Below are 26220 nucleotides of genomic sequence, written 5' to 3' on the forward strand. Positions count from 1 at the left end.
TTGGCATGTACACTCACTGCTGGCCAGCGGCTCCAGAAAGTTTTCTGAAGCGTGGTGCTAACATCGATTTTGGTTTAGGCAATTAGTATTTTTTGCTAACGCCCTGCGGCCAGGTGGAAAAATAGTTCCATTTTTATTCGGCATAAAACCATGTTAAAAAAGTTTACCTAGCTAAGGATCGAGAGTACTGCCCAGAGATTTTCGAGGCGGCAGGCTTTTTAATTCGTGGGCAGCCAAAAGGCTTGGCCTTCGGTCAATGAGCTAGAGCGCTTCGCTGGTAACCTGGTCTATTGCATAACGCTTTATATCGAGGAGTCACGCCCGGACTAGGCGCCCCTCATTTACCAGGAGTAAACCTGAGTCCCTCAGTTCCTATTGGCAGGAGAGATCCACCATCGCCGCCAGGTCGTAACAATCGATTATGTGCCCAGAGGGACTAATCATGTTGACCACGGCAACCGGCGCCCCCACATAGCAATAAAGGCAAATATGTTGATTTATTAGCAACAGCAGTCAGACCAGTGCCGGCAAGACAGTACTACTCACTTCCCCCAAACCAATCCGAATACCGCTGTCATTGATACAATAGCCACGTAGAATCAGTGTGTCGCCATCCTCTATAAAAGTGCGTTTTTCGCCATTTTTCAGCGTAATTAGTCGCTTGCCACTATTGGATAATTCCAGCATTGAACCAGCCTCTTCCAATTCGGGCCCGGACTGAGTGCCACTACCGAAAAGATCACCCGGTCTTAAATTGCAGCCATTAACAGTATGGTGCGCAACCAGTTGTGCAACCGTCCAATAAGAGTGAACGAAATTCGTCATAGCAATTTGTTCTGGCGGCGATCCTGCAACACGCATTGTCTCGGTTTGCAGTAACACTTGAAGCTTAATGTCGATACAGCCCAGGGCACTGTTCTTCTCGGAGGTAAGGTACGGCAGCGGCTGCGGATCGCTCGACGGCCGGCTGAACTCAGCCCGGTAAGGTGCCAGAGCCTCCATGGTTACCAACCACGGGGAAATAGTGGATGCGAAGTTCTTTGCGAGAAAAGGTCCAAGTGGCTGGTATTCCCAGCTCTGTATATCGCGGGCAGACCAATCGTTAAACAGGCAGACACCAAACAAGTGATCTTCTGCACTCTCAATAGGGATAGGCGAACCTAACTTGTTGCCAACACCAATAAAAAAACCGAGCTCAAGCTCATGATCCAGACGTTTACAAGGCCCAAATATCGGAGCTTCTGAAGCTGAATCCCACAGCTGTCCTTTGGGGCGATGAAAAGTTTGCCCTGAGACACCAATGGATGACGCTCGCCCGTGATAGCCAATCGGCACCCATTTGTAATTCGGCAGTAACGGGTTATCTGGCCGAAACAGGCTTCCTACATTGCTTGCGTGGTGTAGCGATGTGTAAAAATCCGTGTAATCACCAATATCACAAGGCAGACTGTATTCGGCTTCACTCTGAGGGACCAGACAACCTGCTACTGCATCTTGATCCGGCGCTGCTTCAGCCAAGGCACGTGACAACACTTGTCTCAGCGCTGAGCAGGCAGTCTGCCCCATGGCCATAAACTGATTGAGCGTGGGTTGAGCAGCGGCTGCCAATGCCTGTTGCACCAATCCCTGTTGATCCAATCCCTTTTGATCCAACCCCTTTTGATCCAACCCCTGAAAAAGGCCAGAGTGATTGAGGGCGGCGAGATCCACAATTTGATCGCCAATGGCCACCCCGCCCCGAAACGACTCCTTCGAACCCGCACGACGGAACTCCGCAAAAGGCAAATTTTGAATCGGAAAATCACATTCCGCCAGGTTTGCCGTCGCCAGCCAGCTCTTTAGTTGAGGATTGTGAGTTTCATTTATAGTACTCATTACACCGTCGAAACCCGCTTTGATTGCATTACACATGCGCATTCGCCTGGCGGCGATCCCACCCACGAAATCAGCCTTTCCATTTATGATGGAGGCGAGTGAGTAAACCAGTTCCATCCGAATAGGCTTCTTCGGATCAATTGCCGCCACCAGAAACGCATGATCTACCTAAGCAAACAATGCTTTATATAAACGCAGCCCCTCAACCAGTTCCTCGGGCGCAAACGCAGCGGCACAGTAACGATCCGGGCGGATGAGCAACACCTGGTCGCGATGAGTCCGTAGCAGTTTGACCCGGGTATCGCTGCAGTGCGCTGCTGGTAATGGGCCTTTGGCATCACGGTATGGAATAAAAACACGCTCCAGAGAAAGTCCGAGAAGTTCAGTTTCCTCAAACGCAGCGAGTGCTTCTGCACCAATAGCGTCTTGCGCAATCAGCGCAAAGCCTGGCCCCAGTAAACTGTCGAGCTTGCGGGACTCCCCTTCAAAAAGGAGATCCGGCTGCGGGATCATTTCTCCTACCAGCGAAGCTTCCAGATCACCATCATCAAGCCCTACAAACAACCCTGTGTTGAATCGTGGGCGCGGCTTAAACTTCATATTCAGCAGGTAATCCTGCACAGCGGGGAATGGTGCCAGCGCGTTTAAAAGCTGCTTTCTGAAAGCCAGCTGGCCCTGGTCGATGGGCATTACAATATCGCCCATCACAACAGCTAACTGAATCATCGCCCAAGCCGGTTGGCGGCGTTCATCGTCATAGCTGTCGAGAATGGCCGATGAAGTGTTCCCACGGATTACCGAAGCTAACTTCCAACTGAGATTCAACGCATCGCGCAGCCCGGCATTCATACCCTGGCCAGCAAACGGTGGCGTCAGGTGGGCAGCATCTCCTGCCAGCAAAATTCTCCCTTCTCGCCAGCGTTCGGCGATTCGGGCATGGAACGTATAAATAGTTTTGCGCACGATATCTGCCTGCGATATCTCACGGAATGGAGCCAAAAGGCGAGCCACAAACTCGTCTTCCAGTGCATCGTCATGGGTCTCTCCCGGCAGCAACATAAACTCATAACGTCGGCCGCCATGAGGAGCGGGAATTGACACGTGAGGCCGCTCATTGGAACAGTAGAAATGGGAGTAATTTGTTTCGTCGGGATCGTTTAACGTATCAATTACGATCCAATCCTGCTCGTAGGTCGAGCCAATAACCTTAATACCTAACCGATCACGTGTTGGACTGCGTCCGCCATCCGCCGCGACAACGTATTGCGCTTGAATATTGTGCAGTTCCCCTTGAGGGTTGGTGTAAGACACCGCAATGTGATCAGAGTGCTCACTTAACTCCGTCACTTCGCGAGAGAAATAGAGTTCGCAGAGTGGGCTCTCTGCTATTTTGTCACGCAGTGCGGTTTCCATTTCAGGTTGATTGATAAAAAAACGTTTGGCAAAGCCGTAAGTCTCAGGCCCGGTACCAACACGACCAAACTGAACGCCATCGTCACCAATGTACTCTGCACCATCACCAACCAGCGTCTGCGCAACGTAACTTTGATCCGCATCGAATACCTGAAGAGTCCGAGCACCCTCATCATCAAGTACGATGGCTCGAGGCATATCAAGTGGTACGTCGCTTCGCTCAAGGATAACCGACGACACACCATAACGCGCCAGCAGCAGGCCTGTAGTTAAGCCCGTGGGGCCCGCACCAATGATTACGACAGGAATACTCTCTGGAATTTCTAACATATTTTTATCTCCTCCCCGGCGAATGCTACCGGTCGACCAACATGCAGCAGCTGAAAGCTCTGCACACTCTTATTTTATGTATTACCAATGCTCTTATTATTTCTTGCTCGACGTTTTTCAATGCGGGCATACAGTTGCATCAGGTTTTCAGGTAGATCCATTTCGTCGGCTATCGCCCAACGCAGCACATACCAGGCTGCAGCGTCGGCAATCGTGAACGCGCCCAATAGGTAGTCCTGCACACCCAAGTGCTCAGAGAGCAATGTAAGCCCTGCGGACGCTGCAGCCCTGCCATGGGCTGCAATTGCAGACTGCACGTCAGGCGTGGGGGAAAACTTGTGTGGGACTTTGAAAAACGTAAAGCCTCGCATGTGTATGCTAGCGACAATAAAATCCACCAACTCCAAAGTGCGAGCCTGAGCCTCCAGACTACTGCCCATCAACTCAGCTTCAGGAAACCTACGAGCCAGCCAGAAGGCAATAGCGGTAAATTCGGTCAAAACCGAGCCATCCTCACGCTGCAACGCCGGCACCTTACCCTTAGGGTTGACCTGTCGGAACTGCACGGAGTTTTGAGCACCGCTTTTAAGGTCGATTAACTCCACTTCGAATGGGGCGTCAACCTCCTCCAGCAGCAACAATATTCCCTCCGAGCAGGCGCCAGGACTATGCATCAATCGCATCATTTCGTTAGTCTCGTAGCGGTAAAAATAGAGCGACCAAACTCGACCGGCCAATCAAGTTCAGTGGCTCTAAAAACTAACCCCAACAAGAACCCCCAGCCAGGGGTCAAACGCGACCGATAACCTAACGATGCAAAAGAATTCAAATGAATACCCCTTGGCGGTTCATCAAAATCGTATTGCTGCAGTATCCTCAAAATAATATATTTTTACAACTATAATTTATTATATTGCCCTTTATGATATCTTTGCCAAATGAAAATTACCGCTGTAATTGGGTATCACTATATCTATATTCCAGGATCGAACACCTCATTCCGCCGCTATCAGCAAGCAACATGCACTTATAGAATTGAAAATTTTGGTATATATACTGACAGGAATAATATATATTTGTAGACTAAATATACTATCAAGAGAGACCGCGGCGGTCAGATGAATTTGAAACGCACAGACTGCACGGTTGATATGGGATAACCACTCAGAATGTCTTACGCAACCATTTCAAGCAATGCTTCAACACCAACGCAAACTGATCGCGTCTATCAGCAACTGCGTTCAGACATCATCTACTGCAAATTGATGCCCGGCGTTAAACTGAAAATTAACGAACTGTGTATCGCCTATGGTGCAAGCCTCGGAACGGTTAGAGAAGCGTTAGCCAAACTCTCTGCTGAGCATCTTGTGGTCCCACAATCACGGCGCGGCTATTCAGTCGCACCGGTCTCTAAAAGTGATTTGATCGATCTAACCGAAGCCAGAATAGAGATTGAATCTATCACTCTGCGCCGCTCTATCGCCCTGGGTGATATCGAGTGGGAGTCCCGCGTCATCAGTGCAATGCATGTACTGCTCAATCTCGACCTACCCAAGCTAGCCGACTCAGATCATGAGAAAAACGAGCACTGGCGTAATGCCCACAACAAATTTCACAACGCCATTGCATCGGCCTGCAATAGCTCGCGCCTGCTTGAACTCCGACACATGCTCGATGAACAATCAAGCCGCTACCGCAGACTCTCCTATGTCATCTCTTACGGTAATCGTGACGTTAACGCTGAACATAAAGCTATTGGCGAAGCAACGCTTCAGCGAGATGCTGACAAAGCTGTCAAGGAACTAACCAACCACTTAAGGAGCACAACAGAATTCATTCTACCTACGCTTGAAGATGTACCCAGCGTTTAAGATTGCTTGCTGCACACCCAATCAACTCCCCTTTTGAATCCCACCGCAAGCATTAACGCAGGCCATTTACCTAGACACACATTGAACCGGTGAGCTGGAAGCTCAACTTCAACACTCACCGCTCTGTTGTTGTCGCTCCATATCTTTTCCCGACTTAATCAACGCCAATGAGAAGAAAACCGAGCTCAAAATCCCTACCGCAGAAGTCAGCAACAGACCATGACGTAAACTCTCGCCCCCCCTACTGGCCGCAGTCAAGTCGCTAATAAACCCGGCGAAAAGCGGCCCAAAACCTAAGCCGATCACACTCGACATAAACAGCAGTAGTGCGGAAACCGTCGCTCGCATCCGTGAGGGCACAAGAAAATGGCCAGCGGCAAACATCACACCTAGATATGACGCACCGAAAAGCGTACCAGCACTAACAAATACCAGGGCCAGGGTAGCGTTACTAGAAACTATCGCCAGCATCAACATAGGAATAGTCAGTAGCGAGGAACAGAGACAAACACCAAAATACCAGCGCTTATCCCGATGGCCGAGACGATCCGCAACCACACCTCCCAGTAGCGTACCTACGGCGCCAGAGATACCGACAACAACCGAGAGAACCGCACCGGCCTCGGCAACATCCATAGAGTGCGAGCGGATCAGAAAGGAGGGCAAGAAATTACCCACCCCATAATAGGTAAACGATAGAAACCCGGCACCGAAACCTAAAAACCAGAAGGAAGGCCGCTGCTTTAGAATGCCAATGGTTTGAGATAATGTTGGACTGGAGGATTGAGCGGCATCGCCCCTACTGGGTTCTTTTATGGTAGTTTTCAGCAGCAGGGCAAGAAAAATTCCTGGAATACCAACCACAATAAAAGTGCCCCGCCAACCTATCTTCTCGGCCAGCATGCCACCACACAGGTACCCCAGAAAAACACCCAAATTTACACCCATAGTATAAATTCCGAGCGCTTTTGCGCGATGCTTGACCGGGAAATAATCACTTAATATAGAATGCGATGGCGGGCTGCCGCCGGCTTCGCCAAGGGCCACCCCAACACGGGCCATAAGCAAATGAATAAAATTTTGCGCCATGCCCGATAGCGCAGTAAAGCCACTCCAGGCACACAACGAAAGTGAGACTATATTCGTTCGATTCCTGCGGTCCGCCAGGTAAGCGATGGGAATCCCCGCACTCACATACATCATTGCAAAGGCAAAGCCACTCAACATTCCCAACTGGGTATCCGACAGCCGCAGATCGGATTTAATCGACTCCTGCAGTATTACCAACATTTGACGATCGAGAAAATTAAATGCGTAAATCGCCGTCAGAACTATGAGTACATAATTTCTATAGGCATTGGTAGACTGCCCATCTTGAATCGCCTTTTCCTGCATAGTCACCTTCTGTAACATAGTCATCGTTTTCCACGCACCCAATATGTTAGTCAGACAACCGCTACGAAGCAGAGCAACATGGCCAAATGCCAAGGTTATTTAAGTAGCGATAGACGAAGCCGTCAGAATTTTTCACCTTCAGCACCCCGAAAGACCCCCTGGCAATTCAGGGGATCTCCCATCACTATTCGAATAACGGTCATACTACACGCTGAAGCTTCCGGGAAAAAATTATTCATCCACAATGCTATTTGACAAAGTGCCAATGCCGGTAACTTCAACGTCGGCGGTCATACCAGGCTCAAGATAGAGCTGCGGTTCACGGAAGCGACCAACGCCGCCGGGAGTACCGGTTGCAATAACATCACCAGGTGACAGGGTAATAACGGTCGAGATATAAGCGATCATCTCAGGAATGGTAATCGCCAGATCATTGATCTTTGCCTGCTGTTCAACATTGCCGTTGATATAAGTGGTTAACGTTTCCAGGCCAATATCAGCTACTTCATCGCGAGTCACCAGCCATGGTCCCATAGAACCTGAAGCCTCGAAACTTTTACCTGGCCAAAACTGAGAGGTATGAATTTGGTAATCCCGAATGGAACCATCATTAAAGCAGGTGTACCCCGCAATCACGTCGAATGCTTCAGATTCTGGCACATGCCGACATGTCTTACCAATGATCACCGCCAACTCGCCCTCGTAATCAAATTTATCGCTCGCCTTAGGGCGAACCAAGGGCACACCATGACCAACAATTGAAGATGGATAACGAGTAAAAATCGATGGGAATTTCGGCTTGTCTCGTCCCGTCTCTTTGATATGACTCATGTAGTTCATGCCAATGCAGAGAATTTTATCAGGGTTGGGGATAGGTGGCAGAAGAGTAACATCAGTCAACGAAAACGTCGGCGCCTCTCCTTTCATTTTTTCCACGGCCCCACCAGCGATAACGGCGCGAAGATCTTTGAATTCATGACCCAACTCTGCCCCAAAGTCATGGATAGTTGTTCCGTCTGTAGTACCGTATGAGGCAGACCCATCGGGACGTAAAAAAGACACGAGATACATGGTTTGACACCTATTTAGTTTGATTGCCTGAGTGATTCGTCTGTACAGCTTTCAATGGTTGGGCATACGCCCTCACTATTCGCGAGAGGCGCATTGATTGACATTCATTTCGAGCCAAAAACCTATTCATAAAAAACTGTTCGCTACAAAGCGTTCCTGCAAAAACTGAAAGCCCTTAGCTATACATCGCAACGTTTACAAGCTTTCTTTAATCGTTAGAAATCACTTTGCGACGAAATCTTTCTACAAAATTAGTTAGATATTTTTAACTCTAAACCGAAAACGCGGCCTTCGTTGATTGGCGCAAATACACCACCGGTCGGCAGATTCGATGCGGCACCTTCGGTCACCTCATCCAATAGATTCCTGCCGAACAGCGAGAGCTGTGTGCGGCCATCATTGAAAGAGAGACTAACGCTGCCGCTAAGCATGTCAGCACCATGCAGTTCGCCAGTATTATTCTCATTAAATTCAGTCGCATCGCGGTGCGCGAAGTTAGAGGCAATGGACAACTCGGTACTGCTGAACAGATATGTTGTATAGACGGCGCCCACACCGTATGACCAGGGAGCCAAGCGCGGTAAATCGAGACCAAGATCGGTAGAATCAATAACGCCGTCACCGGTCATGTCAGCGTGCACCGCGTCATAACTGCCATCGACATAGCCAAGAAAACCAGTGAGAACCAGGCTGTCAGAGGCAACCAAAACCACATCGAGATCAAAGCCCATGATGGTTGCGTCTGCGGGGTTACCGATGGTTTGGATCGTACCCACAGCGGTGTCAGGAATATTTACGGAACGCTGAAGGTCCTTAACTGCGTTATGGAAAAGCGCACCGTTGACCGTAAGATGCCTGTCACTGGTTTGCCACTTGGTCCCAAGTTCAAAGGAGTCCATAGTCTCCTGGTCGAAAGGGCCTGGTGGGTTCGTCAGGACGTTAGCGCCACGGACGTTATAACCACCGGAACGAAAACCTTTGGTGTAAAAACCATAAACATTAAGCTCTTCCGAGGCGGCCCAACCAAAACCAATTTTGGGCGTTACGCTATCCCACGTATGGCTATCAGAAAAATCAAAGTCGCAGCTTTTTGCGGAGCCAGAGTCGAAATCACAAAGATGACCAGGGCTCGCGACATCGGCAGATTTTTTGTCTTTGGTGTAGCGCACCCCAAGGTTGAGGGTTACGTAATCGGTAATCGCGATGTCGCCTTGAGAGAACACCGCATAGGTATCCACATCAACCACACCACCAAAGTTGTGGTCGTCTATTGCACCCCCACCGATTATGCGGCGCCCCAGGCTATCGATTTCCTGGGTAAAGTAGTAGGCACCAACAGTAAGGTCCAACCAATTAAAAAAGCTGCCTTCGTAGCGTAATTCATTACTAAACTGCTCCTGGTTAATAACGGTGAAGAAATCCAGGAATGGCGTTGCGGTAGCATCGACATCATTTCTATTATCAACATCCAGAGCACGCCAACCGGCGATATTGGTAATGGTGCCGTCACCAAAGCCGACATCAACGTTTGCTTCGACAGTGAATTGATCCCATTCAACCTTGTTGTAGCCAACCTCATCATATCTCACCTTAAACCCAGTAAGTGACGGATCGCTTTGGTCCTGAGGAACAGCGCCGTCGCCATCTACGTCACCGTGCTCATAACGCAGCAGAACATCGGACGAGTCAGTGGGCATCCACTCAAGGGCCGGACGCACCACAAGCGTTTCCGATGCACCGACATCACTGCCGTCGTACTCATTCTGGAACCAACCGGAGTCATCGGAATAATAGACAGACAATTTGCCATTCAAACGGCCCTCAACCAGCGGGCCGGAAACCCGGCTTGCTACCGTGTACTGGTTGCCCGATTCATAGGAAGTTTTACCTGACCAGGTGAACTCATCAGTGGGGTGCGAGGTAGTGATCAACACCGCACCACCGGTGACGTTCCTACCGAAGAGAAGGCCCTGCGGCCCGCGTAGAACCTCAACCCCCTCGAGGTCGTAGAAGTCAGTGATAACCCCCTGACTAACCCCCAGATATATGCCATCGATAAAAGTACCGACTGTTGGCTCGATGGATGGAATGGAAGAGTTAACCCCCATACCGCGAATAGAGAAATTGGCTGTACCTTTAAAGGTACCGATATCCTCCAAAATCACATTGGGCGCGGTGAAGCCAAGCTGCTTTAGATCCAGAATCTGGCGCGCCTCAATCTGGTCACCCGTCATCGCGCTGACCGACAACGGGGCATCCTGAAGCGCCTGGCCGTCAGACTTTTTGGTCGCCTGAACGACCACCTCTTCAAGGAAGGCATTCGCCGCTCGTGAACTGGTGGCGGCTGGCTCTGCCTGTGCGACACCGGCCATTACGGCACTCGCAACACTAAGAGCAAGCAGTGAGCAGGTGACGCGCGTCGCACGCACCGGGTTGTTTTCTGGATAGCTTATTTGGGCAGTCACTTTTTTCTCCCGATCTTATTATTTGTAAATTTCACATGAGCACCCTTGGCAATGCTCAATTTAAGCTTCCCGGGCATTCTTGAAGAAAAATATATTATTGTCAAGATTATATATTTTATGGAAAACTATCAAACGTCACGCTACTATGCGCAATCATCACCCAACCGTCGAAGTGGCTCCTATTCAGCGAGTTATTAATAAGCTGATACAGCTCGGTAGATTGCCAGCCGGGGGGCTGAAAAATGCTATTGAGAACACCAGCAACGCCTTAGCTTCACCTTCGACTTGAGGCAAAGTTATAAATGGGGAATTAGACGTGGAAATTAGTTCGCTTGGATACATAGGTATCAATTCGGCTCGGATCGACGAATGGTCAAGCTATGCGACCAAACTCTTGGGCATGCAACAGATAGATAGCGGTGCCTCGACGCGAGCGTTCAGGATGGACGACCGCAAGCAGCGCCTCGTTGTTACCGGCGCAGAGAATGACGGTTTGGGATTCATGGGTTGGGAAGTCCCCAATGCAATGGCACTCGGTGCATTGGCTTCCAGGCTGGAGAACGCGGGAGTCGCGGTAGAAGTGGCACCACAGGCGCTGGCAGATGAGCGCTTCGTCACCCAGTTGATTCGCTTTCGAGACCCTGAAAACAACCTAATCGAAGTTTTCTACGGCCCTCAGATCACAACTGATCCGTTCCTGCCCGGCCGCACAATGAGCGGCTTCAAAACCGGTGCCATGGGCATGGGCCATGCCGTGCTGAATTCCGCCAATGTGGACGCGCTCATTCCGTTTTACACCGAGTTACTAGGCTTCAAAGTTTCAGACTATATACGCACCCCCTTTCCCATCTACTTCTTCCACTGCAATGCCCGTCACCACTCTTTCGCCATGGCCGGCATAGGCTCGCAAGGCTTCCACCACTTTATGGTTGAATACAACTTGCTCGATGACATGGGCCAGGGTTATGACATAGCGGCGACCGAGGCAGGACGCCTCGCCTTCACCCTCGGCCGCCACACCAACGATTACATGCAGAGTTTTTACACCCACTCCCCTTCCAACTTCTTTGTGGAGAGCGGCTTTGGCGGGCTGGTTATCGATCCCGACACCTGGCAGCCCCATGAAATGTTCGATGGGCCGAGCTTATGGGGGCACGACCGACTCTACATGGCACCCGACGATGACCGGCGCAAAAACCTTTTCAATCAGCGGCTGGACCTTGCCCAGCGCGGGGTACAAGCTCCCAACTGTCCCTGGCTGCATGAGGTAAAGGAGTCCATGAAATGAGCTTTAAGTTCGATTCCGCATCCCGCTATCGCATGCCCGTCATGTTTGGCCCCTCGGTGTCCCCCCGCCAAGGCCCAAACGGAGAGCAATTTGATGGCAGCAACGCCCCTTTCACGGTTACCTCTGTGCAATTCCTTTCCGATGCCGCTCAACTGATGTCACTGCTGCCGGAGGGGTTTACACTCAATGGCGAGCCGGTGGTAACAGTGGAGCACACAATTTTGCACGACCTCGCCTGGTTAGCAGGTCGCTCCTATTCGATGCTGGGGGTCAAGCTACCGGTAATCTTCGAGGGTGGTGATGAAGTTCTGCACGGCCCCCTGCTTACCGTGCTCTGGGAAAATCGGCCCGAGCCGATACTCAGTGGGCGCGAAGAGTTGGGCTTTAACAAACTCTACTGCGAGTTACCCGAGCCAATGACTGTGGGCAACAGCCGAATCTGCCGCGCAAGCTGGGACGGCCACGAATTCTTCCGCTTAAAGCTCTCCGAGCTTACCGATGCCACCCCGGCCAAGCTGCCAAAATCCGACGGCGTTTTGCACTACTACTATATGCCACCCTTGGAGCCAGGTACGCCGCACGAAGAACGCGCACGGGTCATGCTAAGCCCAACTCCGACCCTGCCGGTAAAAGTCGACCTCTATCAAACCGGCTCGGCGGAGTTCGCCTTCAATGAAGCAAGTTTTGAGCAAATGCCGACCATGTTCCAGATAGTCAACGTCCTGTCGGCACTACCGGTATTTGAAATACGCGGCGCATCCCTTCTCAAAGCTCGCGGCAAAGGCGACCTGAGCAACCAGCGTATGGTGGGCCAGAAGCGGTAAAACCGGCTCACCCATTTGTTTACCCAGCCCCCCAACGAGGGGGCTAACAAATCAACGCAGAACGAGACTGCGAATCATCTATCCAATCCCCCCATACAGAGGTATTTGATCTCCAGATAGTCTTCTATTCCGTATTTCGATCCCTCTCGGCCCGAGCCCGACTCCTTCACGCCGCCAAAGGGCGCCATCTCATTCGATATTAGCCCTTCGTTAATACCGACGATACCGTACTCCAACCCCTCACTCACACGCCACACCCGGCCAAGATCGCGAGCGTAGATATAAGAGGCCAGCCCAAAATCAGTATCATTTGCCAGAGCAATAGCCTCTTCCTCAGTGGAGAACTTAACCAACGATGCCACCGGGCCGAATATCTCCTCCTTAAAGATCCGCATGTCGCGAGTGACCTGGGATAGTACGGTTGGCTCGTAAAAACAGGCACCGAAATCGCCCGGGTGGCCACCCAACAGCACTTCTGCCCCCAGGGCTATGGCATCTTGAACCAGACTTTGCACGTTGCGCACCGCCTTGGAGCTCACCAGCGGACCAATGGTTACACCGTTAACAAAGCCATCACCAACCCTGAGCGCTCTTACTGCGGCGGTCAGCTTTTCAGCGAAGGTATCGTAGACACCCTCCTGAACGAGCATACGGTTGGTACAAACGCAGGTTTGCCCGGCGTTGCGGTATTTTGAGGCCATCGCCCCCGCCACCGCCTTATCCAAATCAGCATCATCGAACACAATAAAAGGCGCATTACCGCCCAACTCCATGGAGGTTTTTTTCACCGTCGCAGCGCACTGTTCCAGCAACACCTTGCCAACCGGGGTGGACCCGGTGAAGGTGAGCTTTTTAACCACCGGGTTGCCGGTCATCTCGGCGCCGATTTCGCGCGCGTTCTCACCCACCACCACATTGAACACGCCCTTGGGTATACCCGCCTCTTCCGCCAACACCGCAATCGCCAAGGCAGACAGTGGCGTCTCCGCGGCGGGCTTACAGACAAACGTACAGCCAGCCGCCAGTGCTGGAGCGGCCTTGCGCGTGATCATCGCATTGGGAAAATTCCAGGGAGTAATGGCGGCCACCACCCCCACGGGCTGTTTAATCACCAAAAGGCGGCGGTCTGCTGCGGGGGCAGGAATGATGTCGCCATAAACGCGCTTGGCCTCTTCGGCAAACCACTCTATATAGGCGGCGCCATAGGCAATTTCTGATTTCGCCTCGGCCAGTGGTTTGCCCTGTTCGGCTGTGATGATCACTGCCAAGTCGTCCTGATGCGCCATCATCAGGTTGTACCAATTGCGCAGTAATTTAGCCCGCTCCTTGGCCGGGCGGCCCCGCCAATCGGACATCGCCCGCTCGGCCGCGTCAATGGCGCGCCGGGTCTCTTCGGCGCCGAGGCTGGCAACCTCTGCCAGGCTTTGCCCCGTTGCCGGGTTGCTGACCAACAGCGTGCTGCCAGCGACCGAGGATACCCACTCCCCGTCAATATACGACTCACTGCGCAACAGATCCGGTCGATTCAAATTCAGCATCTCAATTTACGCCTTCAGCAAAGAGCATTTTTACAACCCATGCCGTACCTGGCGGGCACTCACAACCAGAGCATTCCTCCAGCAACAGCAACTTATCGAACGCGGTCTTTCACCTGGCCATACACCAATCTCGCAGACGCTATAGCGCTTACGTTCAACGCTGGTGACATTCTCCACAAATATATATTTTTATCAATATAATATATTTTATGCGGACGGATCACTTCACCTCGGGGGAACATCGATGCGCACAGAAGTCTGTTACAGAAGTGGAGATAGTTATGGGAGATTGGAATACCGGGTGCATCAAGCAAGCGATAGCAGCCCTGGGCCAGCAGGGTGCCACTAACACCCTCCCTCCCGATGCCTTACTTCTTTTCTATCGCTACGCGGCGTAGCCCGCGGGGCCGAATCAGCCCTAAACCCTATATTTTTGACGATCCACGAGAATGGAGGTTGGACAGGCGAAAACAGGAAGCCTAGGTCGCGTTCTCCTGCTCAAGCTTCCGGAGGATTACTCTTCTGGCCGCCGCCCCGGCACCATCCACAGAGAGAATGATGGGTTTTAATTCACTCAGGTCCCGCTCACCAATCCTGGCCTGCTGAGCTTCAATTAGTGGTTTGTCTTCCTGCTCGAAAGGCTGATAAAGAGACTGCACCTGCTGGTCGGCCATCTCTTGGCCCTGGGAGCCTAATGCCCGAGGCACTGCTACCGCAAAGTAGTAGCGAGTTGTTATTTCGGTTTCCGGTGTAAACCAGTGCACCTGATGCGATACCCGGCATTGTTCACGGGGTGTACCCGCAACGCCGCCACCGGCGGTCAGATTCATATACGACGGGGCCTGCCAGTAGACATGCAACCATCGATCAACCGGCCCCTCCGGCACATCAAAAACATGCCGGATAAACTCTGGTGGCGTCTCATCGTTGTGAATATCTCTGCGCGACCAGACCGCATCACCGTCAACCTCATGGCTAACCTCACCTTTGCTGACGGCCGGCGATGAAAAAAACGGGTGCACAAACTCGATGTGTGACAAGTCCAGAATATTGTCGTTTTCAAGTTGGTAGTTACCCTGCACAACCATCTGCCCATAGCCAACGTAGCTGACCGTGGGATCCATATGCTCGGAGACAGGTATCAGGCTGGCGTCCGCCCTGGCGGCATCCCCCATCCACACCCAAACGGCGCCATAGCGCTCCTCTACGGGATAGTTCGTTACCTGCGCACGTGCCGGAATATGGCCATCGCCATGGGGGTTGGCAACACAGTGTCCACTGCCATCAAACTGCAGGCCGTGATAGGGGCATTGGAGCTTGCCGGCGCACACCTTGCCCTTGGAAAGGGGGGCAAAGCGATGGGGACACATATCGCTCAACACCACCACCCGATTGTCCTCATCGCGGTAAAGCACCAGGAAATCACCAATGACCTGACGAGCCAAAGGTTCCTCCCCGCTGACCTCATCAGACAAGGCAGCCACATACCAGGCATTTCGAATAAATCTCATTATTAGAATTCTCTTGATTGAATCGAACCTCTATTATACTGAGCCACCAAGAGCTAAATACGCCGGAAATAATCATAAATCGGACGGTTTTTATCAACGATAGCCATGGATCTCATCAGCCACCTTTTAGCGCATCTGCAGATTGAGTCGGGGATCATTTCTCGCTGGACACTGGCGGGCGACTGGGGAATCAACGTGTGCGATTTTTCTCCCGGCTATTGTCTGCATTTGACGTCAGGTCAATGCCTGCTCAAATCGGAAAGTTCCGGAGTTCTGGAATTGCAGCAAGGGCAAACGCTGTTGGCGCTGCAAGGCGGGCAGTGTGAACTGCTCGCGCGCGACGGCGCCGCCTCAACAGCACTGGCCGATCTACCCTGGGCGGGCCACCAGTATCGTGAAGAGATAGGCCTCGCTGCCCCCGCTCAAGCCTCTCGCTTAACCGTCGAAGGAGATGGGCCAACCACATCGATTCTGGGCCTGGCATTTACGGTCTCTCACAGCCGGTCTAATCCGTTGCTGTCGCAATTGCCGGAGTTCATTGTTCTGGACGCAGACAACGAAGGAATGCTGACCATCATTGAACCGGCTCTCGAGTTTCTCGCCAGCGATGACAGCCCGGGATACGCCGCCGTGGCGAGCCGATTGGCGGAATTGACGGTCATCGGCATGCTGCGCGCGTTCCTTATTCGCAGCGCTTCCCGCCCCATGAGCGCCCCACTGGGCATCCATGACCCACGCGTGCGCAAGGTGCTGACTGCAATTTACGCCCGCCCCACCCGCAACTGGCAGTTACAAGAGATGGCCGCTATCGCGACCATGGCGCGCTCCACCTTCAGCCGGGTATTTTCAGCGCTGGTGGGCAGCTCCCCCATTGACTACGTTCACCAGTGTCGTATTCATATTGCTACGCGTGTACTCACCGAGACCTCACGAAGTATCGGCCGTATCAGCGAAGAGCTTGGCTACCACTCAGAACGACGCTTCAGAGATGCATTCAATCGCCTAATGGGGTGCTCACCGACTCAATATCGGGCCAATCATCGCGGGCACGTGGGTCGCCTTCTGTAGTCAAAGCGCTTTACGCCACGGATCAGCAACAACATCAACACTGGAAATATCGGATAGTTCGTTGACTGCCAATTCAAAAAGACTGGGTGCGCTACTGCGCTCAGGTTTGTAACAGAAAGCACTTACCAATAAATCTTGGAGGCAGATCGACCGCAGCGATTTGGTATTACGAATGCAGCCTTAAATTGCGCACACGAATTGAAACTGGCCTTAGGCTGTTTGATTAACTTCTGCGGAGCACACCACCGCCACCTGTATTCTTACCTCTGATTACACAATTCCAGGGGAGATCTACAATCGCGACTGGGTTTACTGCATATTGAACGCCCGCTCACATTGTGATCTTTTCAGCCTGTTGATAGTGGCCTGCCTCAGCACAGCGATACACGCAACCAGCCAATTCTGGCGCATCAAAACTCAACCTGGAGTTAATATGCGCCCTTATGGCGCTGCTCCAATTACAAACTCCGATGCGCCGTCCGGCCGTTATTAGCATCCCAATGGCTCACAAAAATGGAACCGATAGTTTTTTTGTATGGCTATTTGTCAACTGACCATTCAAGCCAACACCCTGTTTCTCTACTCTCTTTGCAACAATTCAGTCATCGTAGTTGTTACATTCCCACACCGTCCAAAGCCGCCCCGCAAGCAGAGTGGCTCTGACCGGGGCGGCTAAACCGTATGTCTCCTAATGCCCATCGGGGACAGATTTACACGAGGATGCCAACATCGTCTCACCTCCCACAATTAATTGCCCAAGGAGGTATTCGCGATGGTACAAACAAGGTACCCTTTAATGTCATCTTGCACATTGATAATCTGGGCAACTGCCTGAATGGCAATGTAATCAAGGGGTTAGAAGCTAATTAGAGAAGTGGTAGTATCGCGGCGAAGAGTTATAAGGCCCAATATTGGCAGCCCCCATTTAAGGTTTGAAACACCTACGCCTCAATGCCGCCTAACCACCACGCTCGGCCCTAAGCTTGCTTGGGCAACTGTGTTCACCTCAACATTCACCAATCTTAGACAGTAGTCCAACAGCCAAGGCCTGATTCTGTTGGTTTATAGGAAGTAGCTCACAAAGGGATAATGCAATGGAACTTAGATATGCCAAAGAGCAAGGCACATCTTTGCCGCAGTTTGATAACACGCTCCTGAATCGCAAGTTGATTCAAGCCTGTGAGCTCACCATTAATGAGCCCACTAAGAGTTTTGTGCGCGTTCGATTTGTTGTCGCGCGTCAAACCTTGTTCGAGGAAGAACTCAATCAGCTCGCCGAAGATGTCGACCACGTTTGCCAAGTCACCGCTCTACCACTCACGGCGGGAGGGCAAGTTGACGAGGACAAATTACGCGCCCTCTATACCAGCAACACGCTCTGCTCGCACAATATTGCGCAGTCCGCGATGCGGGCGCTGGCACCAGAGAACCACAACCGGGAAGATTACTATTTCTTTCTGGGCAAGGCAGATAACCACCCGGGTTATCTGCACAAACACTCACTATTACCCCTCAGAGTTCAGCCTAACGAACCCGAAGCTTCCGCAGAATCAACCCCAAATAGCCCTTCATACCTCTATCAACAAAGAAGCCCACTTACCGCTGTCTCTTCCGAGCACAGCAACCCATTGTGCGAGAGTCAGACCCAAGCGCCGCAAACCCTGGCCGAGCTGTTAACCATTAGAGGAGAACAAGAAACACCGCCGGAACTGGTGTTTCTCGCAGCCGACGGCGTTAGTAGAGATAGCCTTGATTGCCAGGAGCTCTTACAACTTGCCAAAGCAACGGCTGCCGGCTTGTTGGCTCAAGGGGTGAAGGCACACGACAACGTCATTATTCATACGCAAAGTTTGAAAAATACTATTGTCGCTTTTTGGGGCTCGATACTGGCCGATGCTGTACCGGTCATTACCTCCACATGGACATCTGCCCAAGCCAGTGACAAGGATTTGCAGAAATTTGACTATGTCTGCTCCAGTTTAGCCGGCGCGCGAATTATTGCTGACGCTCCGGCGGCGGAGTTTTTACGCGGCCAAACGGATTACGCGTTCGCTCAACTCTCTCCGCTTCTGGTAGAGCAATTACTCACTACCGACACCCAATCCCTCGCACTGTCACCCGCAACCAACCCTGATGAGATCGCCTTTTTATGCATGACCTCCGGTAGTACCGGCATGCCTAAATTTGTACAACTGACCCACGCCAACCTGCTGTCACGCAGTAAGGGCGCCATCGATATTTGGCAAAATTCCAGCGCTGACGTCACCCTAAATTGGCTGCCGTTCGATCACATCGGCAGTATTTCCGATTGGCACATCCGCTGTATTGTTGCTGGCTGTAAGAGTATCTACACACCGACAAATGTTATTCTCTCGAACCCAGTGAATTTATTGAATCTGATCGACGAATTTCGCGTGTCGCACACCTGGGCCACAGATTCCGCCTATCGAACCATTATTAATACATTAAAATCGAGTAAGGATACCTTTACCTGGGACTTATCCTGTGTCGATACCTTCCTCAATGCCGCAGAGCCCATCTCTGAATCCACAGCACGGGAACTGATCAGCCATTTGCAAAAATTCCATTTACGAACCAACTGTATCGTACCCGCCTTCGGCATGGCCGAAATGTGTTCAGGGGTCACCTACAGCCGTCCACCAACGGACGAGATTAACAAACAAATTTATATCGACCGGGACTCGTTTAATGAATCCCAATTACGGCTCGTAAAAAAGGGCACACCAAACTGTGTGGCGTCAACCTGCCTGGGACCAATTATTCCCGGTATGTCGATGCGGATCGTCGACGAGAAAAACCACGTATTGCCAGAGCTGTGCAACGGCCAATTGCAAATTAGAGGCCTCGGTGTCACGCAAGGTTATTTAAATAACCCAGAGGCCAACGCTGAACTATTTTCCGAAGATGGCTGGTTAAACACGGGAGACAAGGGCTTTATTTTTGAAGGAGAGCTCTACTTATCCGGCCGCTCAAAAGACACACTCATAATCAACGGCGCCAATTTCAGCCCGATCGACTTCGAGTCTATTGTGGATAAGATTCCCGGCATTGTGAATACCTACTCAGCCGCTATTCAGGCCAGAGCCCCCGGGGATAACAAGGAAAGCTTGGTGCTTTTCTTTTGCCCGGAGCCACACATCAACGCCGACCAGGAATTGCAGGCTTTAGCGGCAGAGATATCCGACAAAATTGCCGAGACCCACAAATTAAAGCCTGACTACATTATTCCTGAAGCTACCGTCAACATTCCGAAAACCAGTATTCAAAAAATCCAGCGTTCCGCACTGGTTAAAAAGTTCGAGTCCGGCCACTATACAGCCACAGCAGAAAAAATGGATCTGCTGCTCGGCACCGAGCGTACTATTGAAAATAGCCTGCTAACCTGCCACTGGCATAATGACAGCCACCAAGCCAATATTGCCATTGCCACGAAGGGCTTAGTGGTACTGACCAACAGCTTCAATCCGACCGTAGTCGAGTACCTGAAAAACAGTGCCACCACACAGCATTCGGTAGTTGTACTCACTACCAACGAACCGCCAGAGTCACTCGCCCTAAGAGCGAATAGCAACATCCAGATTGTACAAGTGGATTACGACCAACTGAATGAAGCCCTCGACGGATTATGGATTGAGCAGGACTATAAAATCCTCGATTTACGGCTGGCAGACCACTTCGCCATCGACCACCTGCCCGCGCCCGGAGACTTTGCCGACCAAGTAATTTCCCTTAACAGAGCCTTCACCCTATTAGCGAAAACGTCGCTCTTTGAAAAAACGTTACACTACTGCCTCGTTGGCCTGGCGCCTTCTATTAGCGAAGATATTTTTGTCAGCCTGGCTAGTTATTATCGAGCAGTAGCGGGCACACTTGGCTTTGGCGCCAAATCAGTTTATTTCGATAAAGATATCAGCCACAAAAATCCCCTGTGTGCAGCATTAATTCATGAAGAGTTGCAAACAGTGGCCGGAGCACCTGACGTTCGCTATGTAACACAACACCAGAACGGGAAGCAGCAGCGTCAAACTCGACAATATAAAGGCTGGGCTGCCAACGACACGCACAACTTACCTGAACTATCTAAAGACCAGTGGGTACTGGTTACCGGCGGCCTAGGTGGGGTAGGCGTCAACATCTGCCGCTGGCTGGCAAGCAAACAGGTTAAACTGCTAGTGGTAGGCAGCACAGCCGAAAGCGACCTACAACAAGTACGACCCGCACAGTTCGAACAACTGCAACTGCTAAGAAAAGAGTGCACCGTAGAATATCGCCGTCATAAAATTTTAAACTCCGGTGAGTTCTTATCCGCCATTCAAACCTGGCAACAGGAGTTGGGAGAATATTTTTCCGCCGTATTTCATCTGGCTGGAAGCGTTGCCGAGCGCGACAACAATGAAATCAGCAAATCAGATTTACAAAAAGTTTGGCTCCCAAAAATTGAGGGTGCCTTGGCCATCGGCCAACTAGCCAAGCAGCAGACAGATCTCCTAGCTGTTTATTTCTCATCAATCACCGCTGAAATGGCGGAAGCACAATCATCCGGCCTGCCAGCCTATGCCGCCACCAACCAGCAATTATCACAGCTGGCAACAAGCCAACGGGCACAAGGTATAAAGGCTTACGCCATCGCCTGGAGCTCATGGAAAGGCCTTGGCATGAGTGCCAGCCTGCCTGGAGAAGTGATTCAGAGCCAAGGGTTAGTGGTGTTGAATAATCGCGCGGCAATCACCGCCCTGGAAGCGATTTTACGCCGGCAACCACAGAACGTGATGGTAGGCGTTAACCGCTTTGCCGACGGCTTCCGCAGTTACAACTCCGGCGAAGCCAGGTCTCCGCACCAATTACTGTGCGCAAAACTCGACGAAAATCTGGTAGATACAAAAAATAGCGCCCTGCCAGAGCGGATTACAATAGGCCAGCATCCAGCGCTCATGCTCAAATTCAGCGAGCTGCCCAGCAATGATCATGGTGTTGATCATGCCGCACTGAGGCCGAAGTTCTCGTTACATAAAAATGTGCGCATAGATCCAAAAACCGAAACACAAAAAAACCTCTTTGAAATTTGGACAACGCTGCTAGGTCACGAAGAGTTCGGTATCACCGACAACTTCTACAATGTTGGCGGCAGCTCACTACTAACAGCCAACCTGCTCGATAAGATTACCACTACCTGGCCAGTCGAGTTCTCCCTGGGGGATTTCTTTACGATTGCCACTATTGAGGCTCAAGCGAAAGCTATAGAGCAACTATTAGCAGGAGGAAGTGACGACACTCCGGCACCACGCAAACGCCTGAACAAAGACCGGGTAATTTGCCTGCAAAATGAAAGCGACAATCGCCCTATTTTTTGCCTGTGTGGTATAGAGATCTATTCTGAGCTTGCCAATGCCCTGAAAGAGGTGGCCCCGGTTTACGCCATTTATCTATTTATGGAAGAGCAAGCATTAAATCAAGACAGAATATTGAATGTCGACGGAATGGCCAAAGCCTACGCACGCGTGATTAAAGAGATCCAGCCGGAAGGCCCCTACAGATTAATGGGCGTCTCCTTCGGCAGTGTAATCGGCTATGAATTAGCCAAGCTACTCACCCAGGAAGGTAACGAGGTAGAGTTGCTTGGTGTATTAGATTTCAATCTACCTGAAAACGCCCATAAACGGTTGAGCCTAACCAATTTGAAATCCAGCTTGACGCTCACAAAATTATTTGGCCTGCGTAAATTAAAACGCCTAATCCAACGCCTATACCCAAATTATAAGCTGAACGCCTTACCCGTTGCCGTGCACTATAAACGAGCTTTTTTTAATAATTACCGGAGGAGAATCACGCGCTGGAACCACCCTGAAAAAGTAGTGATATTTCGCGCTGAAAACGAGCCCTCCTTTCCTGGCTACAGCGCTGAGGCGCACGGTGGCTGGGATCAAATGCTGACAGACACTCCCGATGCTTACTGGATTGAAGGTGATCACCTGGGCATCCTCAAAGCTAACGGAGCACACCAAATTGCGGCACAACTAAAAGACATTCTGGCGATTTCATAATTTGGTTCACCCAGGCTTCGAGCTAAAAACTCACCAGCCAGCCTGACCACAAACCCACGTCTATTCCGCTGCGGGAGGCTTTAAGCCCCCAACAGCGGCCTGCAACCTCTGCTGAGATTTGAATCAGATAAAGAGACCAACCAGCTTTCGATAGACTGTGTTCTAATTGCTTGAGTTAATACGAAATAACTCGCCTAGCAATAAGCCCGAACATAACAACCCCATTAACAATTGGGCTCACCGAAAGCATTGGGGGCTTCACGGCTAACTAAAAAGGCAAAATCTTAGGGGGATACAGACGACAAAGCACAGTAAAAAAAGTGTATCCAAAGGTGCCGGGAAACGGCGTATAGCTGCGCTACACATAGAGCAGTTACAACTTAAGCTGTAGAGCCTCATCTTAATTGCCAGCGACCATGTGCGAGGCGTAAACATTATGCAGCTTTGTTTGGTCGGCACCAACAACGGGGACAACTCAAAACCGACAGGCCACACGTTTAGGTCGTGCTGGGCCCACCAGTAGTCAGCCCTCCCCATCAGCAAACCACACAACGGATCAAAACATAGCCCGTTAACTCTCACGTGCATTGCAGAGCTTACCGGTTCAACCGGATGGGCAAATGCTTCATCGCTCCAACAAAGTTAGAGCGAATATAGTCCCGCTCGGCCAGTACCTCATAGCTGGGAAATACTGCGAGAAAGCCTTCCAAAATAATTTGCAGCTGCATCAGCGCCAAGCGGGAGCCCAGGCAGTGGTGAATACCATAGCCCAAGGTGATCTATTTACTGGCATTTTCCCGGTGAATATCCAATAGATGCGGATTTTCAAAACCCTCCGGGTCGTGATTTTCGGCGCCATAGAGCAGTGCCACTCTATCGCCCTGCTTGATGGTTTTACCGCCTAGCTCCACATCGCAGGTTGCGCTTCTGGCCATATGAAACACCGGGCTAAAACAGCGCAGCAGCTCCTGCTCAGCGCCGGGAATCAGCGCCGGGTTGGCCACCAACTCTGCTCGTATCTTGGGAAATTTAGGCAAGCAACCAGATAGCACCAGAAAGTTAGAATGAATTTTCGGCATCTGTCTAATAGAGAGTGCGCGCCAGCAAGGTTAGTAATGCCCCGGCAGCCCTAAAACCGGCGACCTTTAAATTAGATGCAACCCACTACTCGTAACACGCGGCTTAAATATGACACCGCACCCACACCGACTTGCCGCACTGCTAACCGCCGAAGATTGGTTGGAGACAAGCCCGCTCTCCATTTTGGAATCGCAGGAGTTTAAACCAGTGAACAAATCGCAGGCGACTGTACTGCTCTACCTCTCCCTTGGCGAGAGCCGCCCCTCCACCATCGCCCAGAAGATGAACCTCTCCCGCCAGGCCATCAGCCACATAATTAAAGAGATGGTTGCCGCAGACCTGATTGTGGTTAAGCGGGATGAAACCGACGGGCGCTCGAAAGTACTGGCGTTCAGCCCCAAGGCCGACGTTATCCGGCAGACTTCAAAAAACACACTGAATGATCTCGAAACGCTGCTCACCCGAGGAATCGGTTCAATTACCGTGGCAGAACTCAAGCGGGCACTGGCCGCCGATGGGGGCGACTACGTAAAAACGAGAGAGGAACTGGATGCACTTTTGGCGAGGGAGATGACCAGAACTTAAGCGAGAAACCAAGACGAACTTAGCGGCGGGACTTTGCATCCCGTCGCTAAATTTCCTTGCCGCTAAAGGTCTATCTACATTTTAAAAATGGTCTGGCCGTGGGCGATGGTTTCCAGCACCGGAATATCTTTGATAGTACCTGGATCAACGGTAATCGGGTCGGCGCCCAGTATTACCAGGTCAGCCTGCTTGCCCACCGTCAGCGAACCTTTTTTATCCTCTTCAAAATATTGGTAGGCGGCGTTGATGGTCATTGCGCGCAGCGCTTCCAGTGGCGAGATGCGTTCGTCGGGGCCCAGTACAAAGCCGCTGCGGGTCTCGCGATTTACGGTAACCCACAACAGACGCATCATATCCGGCGGCACCACGGGGGAGTCATTGTGAACGGTAAAAGTAATGCCTTTACGCAAGGCCGAGCCGGTAGGACTGATACCAAAAGCGCGCTCGTCACCAAAGCTTAATCGGTGCCAGTCACCCCAGAAAAATGGATGAGCAGAGTAGAAGGATGGAATCACTTTTAAGCGCTTGGCCCGGTCCAGCTGATCCTGACGCATCAACTGTGCATGGATAATAACCGAACGGTGATCGGGAATTTCCTGGCCAGCAAACGCCTCTTCAACGCTGTCGAGCATTAGATCGATGGCGGCGTCACCATTGGAGTGAACAATAATCGGCATACCGGCCAACAACACCGCCTTCGCCTGAGCTTTGTACTCTGCAGCATCGACTGTGGAGTAGGCCTTGTACTCTTTATCGGTAACGCCGTGTGGCAGATGCGTGTAGGGTTGGGTTAACCAGGCGGTCCGCCCCTGCGGAGAGCCATCCAACGCGAATTTAATACCGGCTACTCGTACCCCTTTTTGATATTCCGTCTGATACAAACTTTGTGGCTCAATGCCCTTGGGCACCATCGAGATATGCGGGAACATCGCGATATCCGCCTGAATCATTCCCTGCTCGGCAAATCCTTGCAGAGCTTTTACATCCGCCAACATTGAGGCACCGTCCTGAATGGTGGTTAAGCCAAAGCTGGCACAATAGGTAATGGCTTTGGCCACCATATCAGCGAACGCGTTGGGATCGGTTGACTGGGTCTTAAAGTACTGCATCATAAAGGGCATAGTTGCGGCCTCTTCCAGCACCCCATTCGGCTCGCTGCCACCGGCCAATCTTCGGATAACACCACCCGCGGGATTTGGGCTATCCGCAGTAATCCCAACTGCAGCCAATGCCGCCGAGTTGGCCACCCCCAAATGCCCGGAAACATGTCTTATGTAGATGGGATTATCCTTGGAGGCTTTATCAAGATCCTCACGCGTTGGATGGCGATTCTCCTTCAATAGGGAGTCGTCATAGCCGTAAGCCATTACCCACTCACCTTTGGCAATGCCTTTCTCTTTTATAAAGGCTTTCAACAACTCGACAATATCGTCGATTTCTTCAACGGGACCGACCGGAGGCGAGGAGACATTCAATAAATCAACCTGTCTGGCCACCATAGTGAAATGGCCATGGGCATCGATTAACCCGGGAATCAACGCGTTGTCGCCCAGTTCGATCACTTCGGTCTGTTTACCAATCAGCGCTTTGGTATCGCTTTTATCGCCGACAAATATGATTTTATCGCCACGAATCGCTACCGCATTGGCAGTGTCGTTGGCGGCATCCATGGTAATGATATGATCACCAAGAAAAACGCGGTCAGCGTAATCGCTGGCGTTGGCGATACCACTACCTGCAACAACTAATGCTGCAGTAGCGAACACACGGCTCAGAAAGTTTCTGGTCATCCTCCACTCCTTAGTGGTCATCTACATCAATTCTGAATAGGTGTATAGGTGTTA

Annotated in this window: 17 protein-coding genes; 6 read left to right on the forward strand and 11 right to left on the reverse strand. The window is 51.3% G+C overall.

The window, feature by feature from the left end; translation table 11 throughout:
• Nucleotides 1-513: 513 nt before the first annotated feature.
• The 3 genes from fahA to SBL51_RS08145 all read right to left on the reverse strand — a co-directional run bounded on the left by fahA (nucleotide 514) and on the right by SBL51_RS08145 (nucleotide 4304).
• Complete coding sequence (gene fahA / locus SBL51_RS08135) at nucleotides 514-1875, reverse strand: fumarylacetoacetase (RefSeq protein ID WP_317930581.1); 1362 nt, start codon at nucleotides 1873-1875, stop codon at nucleotides 514-516.
• Nucleotides 1876-2043: 168 nt separating this feature from the next.
• Nucleotides 2044-3618, reverse strand: a complete 1575-nt coding sequence (locus SBL51_RS08140; RefSeq protein ID WP_317930400.1) for a bifunctional 3-(3-hydroxy-phenyl)propionate/3-hydroxycinnamic acid hydroxylase — start codon at nucleotides 3616-3618, stop codon at nucleotides 2044-2046.
• Between the two features lie 74 nt (nucleotides 3619-3692).
• Nucleotides 3693-4304 (reverse strand): glutathione S-transferase family protein, encoded by a 612-nt coding sequence (locus tag SBL51_RS08145; protein ID WP_317930401.1) that lies wholly within the window; start codon nucleotides 4302-4304, stop codon nucleotides 3693-3695.
• Nucleotides 4305-4787: 483 nt separating this feature from the next.
• On the opposite strand from SBL51_RS08145, the gene SBL51_RS08150 reads away from it, so the two are divergent.
• Nucleotides 4788-5489, forward strand: coding sequence for a GntR family transcriptional regulator (locus SBL51_RS08150; protein ID WP_317930402.1), 702 nt, complete (start codon nucleotides 4788-4790; stop codon nucleotides 5487-5489).
• 108 nt (nucleotides 5490-5597) lie between these two features.
• Here the strand turns inward: SBL51_RS08150 and SBL51_RS08155 are convergent, their stop codons facing one another.
• From SBL51_RS08155 to SBL51_RS08165, 3 genes are all read right to left on the reverse strand, one after another.
• The gene (locus SBL51_RS08155) at nucleotides 5598-6902 is read right to left on the reverse strand and encodes an MFS transporter (protein WP_317930403.1); all 1305 of its coding nucleotides are present in this window, start codon (nucleotides 6900-6902) and stop codon (nucleotides 5598-5600) included.
• Between the two features lie 213 nt (nucleotides 6903-7115).
• Nucleotides 7116-7955, reverse strand: a complete 840-nt coding sequence (locus tag SBL51_RS08160; RefSeq protein WP_317930404.1) for a fumarylacetoacetate hydrolase family protein — start codon at nucleotides 7953-7955, stop codon at nucleotides 7116-7118.
• Between the two features lie 251 nt (nucleotides 7956-8206).
• A complete protein-coding gene (locus SBL51_RS08165) occupies nucleotides 8207-10420 on the reverse strand; it encodes a TonB-dependent receptor (protein ID WP_317930405.1) in 2214 nt (737 codons plus the stop codon).
• Between the two features lie 316 nt (nucleotides 10421-10736).
• On the opposite strand from SBL51_RS08165, the gene SBL51_RS08170 reads away from it, so the two are divergent.
• Together SBL51_RS08170 and SBL51_RS08175 are read left to right on the forward strand one after the other, a co-directional pair.
• Entirely contained in the window at nucleotides 10737-11708 is a 972-nt protein-coding gene (locus SBL51_RS08170; protein ID WP_317930406.1) for a VOC family protein, read from the forward strand.
• Complete coding sequence (locus SBL51_RS08175; protein ID WP_317930407.1) at nucleotides 11705-12532, forward strand: acetoacetate decarboxylase family protein; 828 nt, start codon at nucleotides 11705-11707, stop codon at nucleotides 12530-12532. The genes SBL51_RS08170 and SBL51_RS08175 overlap by 4 nt, the downstream gene beginning before the upstream one ends.
• A 74-nt stretch (nucleotides 12533-12606) precedes the next feature.
• Here the strand turns inward: SBL51_RS08175 and SBL51_RS08180 are convergent, their stop codons facing one another.
• Together SBL51_RS08180 and SBL51_RS08185 are read right to left on the reverse strand one after the other, a co-directional pair.
• Nucleotides 12607-14070, reverse strand: coding sequence for an NAD-dependent succinate-semialdehyde dehydrogenase (locus tag SBL51_RS08180; RefSeq protein WP_317930408.1), 1464 nt, complete (start codon nucleotides 14068-14070; stop codon nucleotides 12607-12609).
• 479 nt (nucleotides 14071-14549) lie between these two features.
• Entirely contained in the window at nucleotides 14550-15581 is a 1032-nt protein-coding gene (locus SBL51_RS08185; protein ID WP_317930409.1) for an aromatic ring-hydroxylating dioxygenase subunit alpha, read from the reverse strand.
• A 105-nt stretch (nucleotides 15582-15686) separates the two neighbouring features.
• Here SBL51_RS08185 and SBL51_RS08190 point away from each other — a divergent pair, with 105 nt between their 5' ends.
• Together SBL51_RS08190 and SBL51_RS08195 are read left to right on the forward strand one after the other, a co-directional pair.
• Nucleotides 15687-16649, forward strand: a complete 963-nt coding sequence (locus SBL51_RS08190) for an AraC family transcriptional regulator (protein ID WP_317930410.1) — start codon at nucleotides 15687-15689, stop codon at nucleotides 16647-16649.
• A 1094-nt stretch (nucleotides 16650-17743) separates the two neighbouring features.
• Nucleotides 17744-22711 carry an AMP-binding protein gene (locus SBL51_RS08195; RefSeq protein WP_317930411.1) on the forward strand — a complete coding sequence of 1656 codons (4968 nt, stop codon included), beginning with the start codon at nucleotides 17744-17746 and terminating at the stop codon, nucleotides 22709-22711.
• 596 nt (nucleotides 22712-23307) lie between these two features.
• Here SBL51_RS08195 and SBL51_RS08200 read toward each other — a convergent pair.
• Together SBL51_RS08200 and SBL51_RS08205 are read right to left on the reverse strand one after the other, a co-directional pair.
• Nucleotides 23308-23484 carry a hypothetical protein gene (locus tag SBL51_RS08200; RefSeq protein WP_317930412.1) on the reverse strand — a complete coding sequence of 59 codons (177 nt, stop codon included), beginning with the start codon at nucleotides 23482-23484 and terminating at the stop codon, nucleotides 23308-23310.
• 6 nt (nucleotides 23485-23490) lie between these two features.
• Entirely contained in the window at nucleotides 23491-23748 is a 258-nt protein-coding gene (locus SBL51_RS08205) for a cytochrome P450 (protein WP_317930413.1), read from the reverse strand.
• A 151-nt stretch (nucleotides 23749-23899) separates the two neighbouring features.
• Between SBL51_RS08205 and SBL51_RS08210 the strand changes: the two genes are divergently transcribed.
• Nucleotides 23900-24376 carry a helix-turn-helix domain-containing protein gene (locus SBL51_RS08210; RefSeq protein WP_317930414.1) on the forward strand — a complete coding sequence of 159 codons (477 nt, stop codon included), beginning with the start codon at nucleotides 23900-23902 and terminating at the stop codon, nucleotides 24374-24376.
• A 74-nt stretch (nucleotides 24377-24450) separates the two neighbouring features.
• Here the strand turns inward: SBL51_RS08210 and SBL51_RS08215 are convergent, their stop codons facing one another.
• Entirely contained in the window at nucleotides 24451-26166 is a 1716-nt protein-coding gene (locus SBL51_RS08215) for an amidohydrolase (RefSeq protein ID WP_317930415.1), read from the reverse strand.
• Nucleotides 26167-26220 lie beyond the last annotated feature (54 nt).

It is taken from the genome of Halioxenophilus sp. WMMB6 (genome assembly GCF_033283405.1).
GTDB lineage: Bacteria > Pseudomonadota > Gammaproteobacteria > Pseudomonadales > Cellvibrionaceae > Halioxenophilus.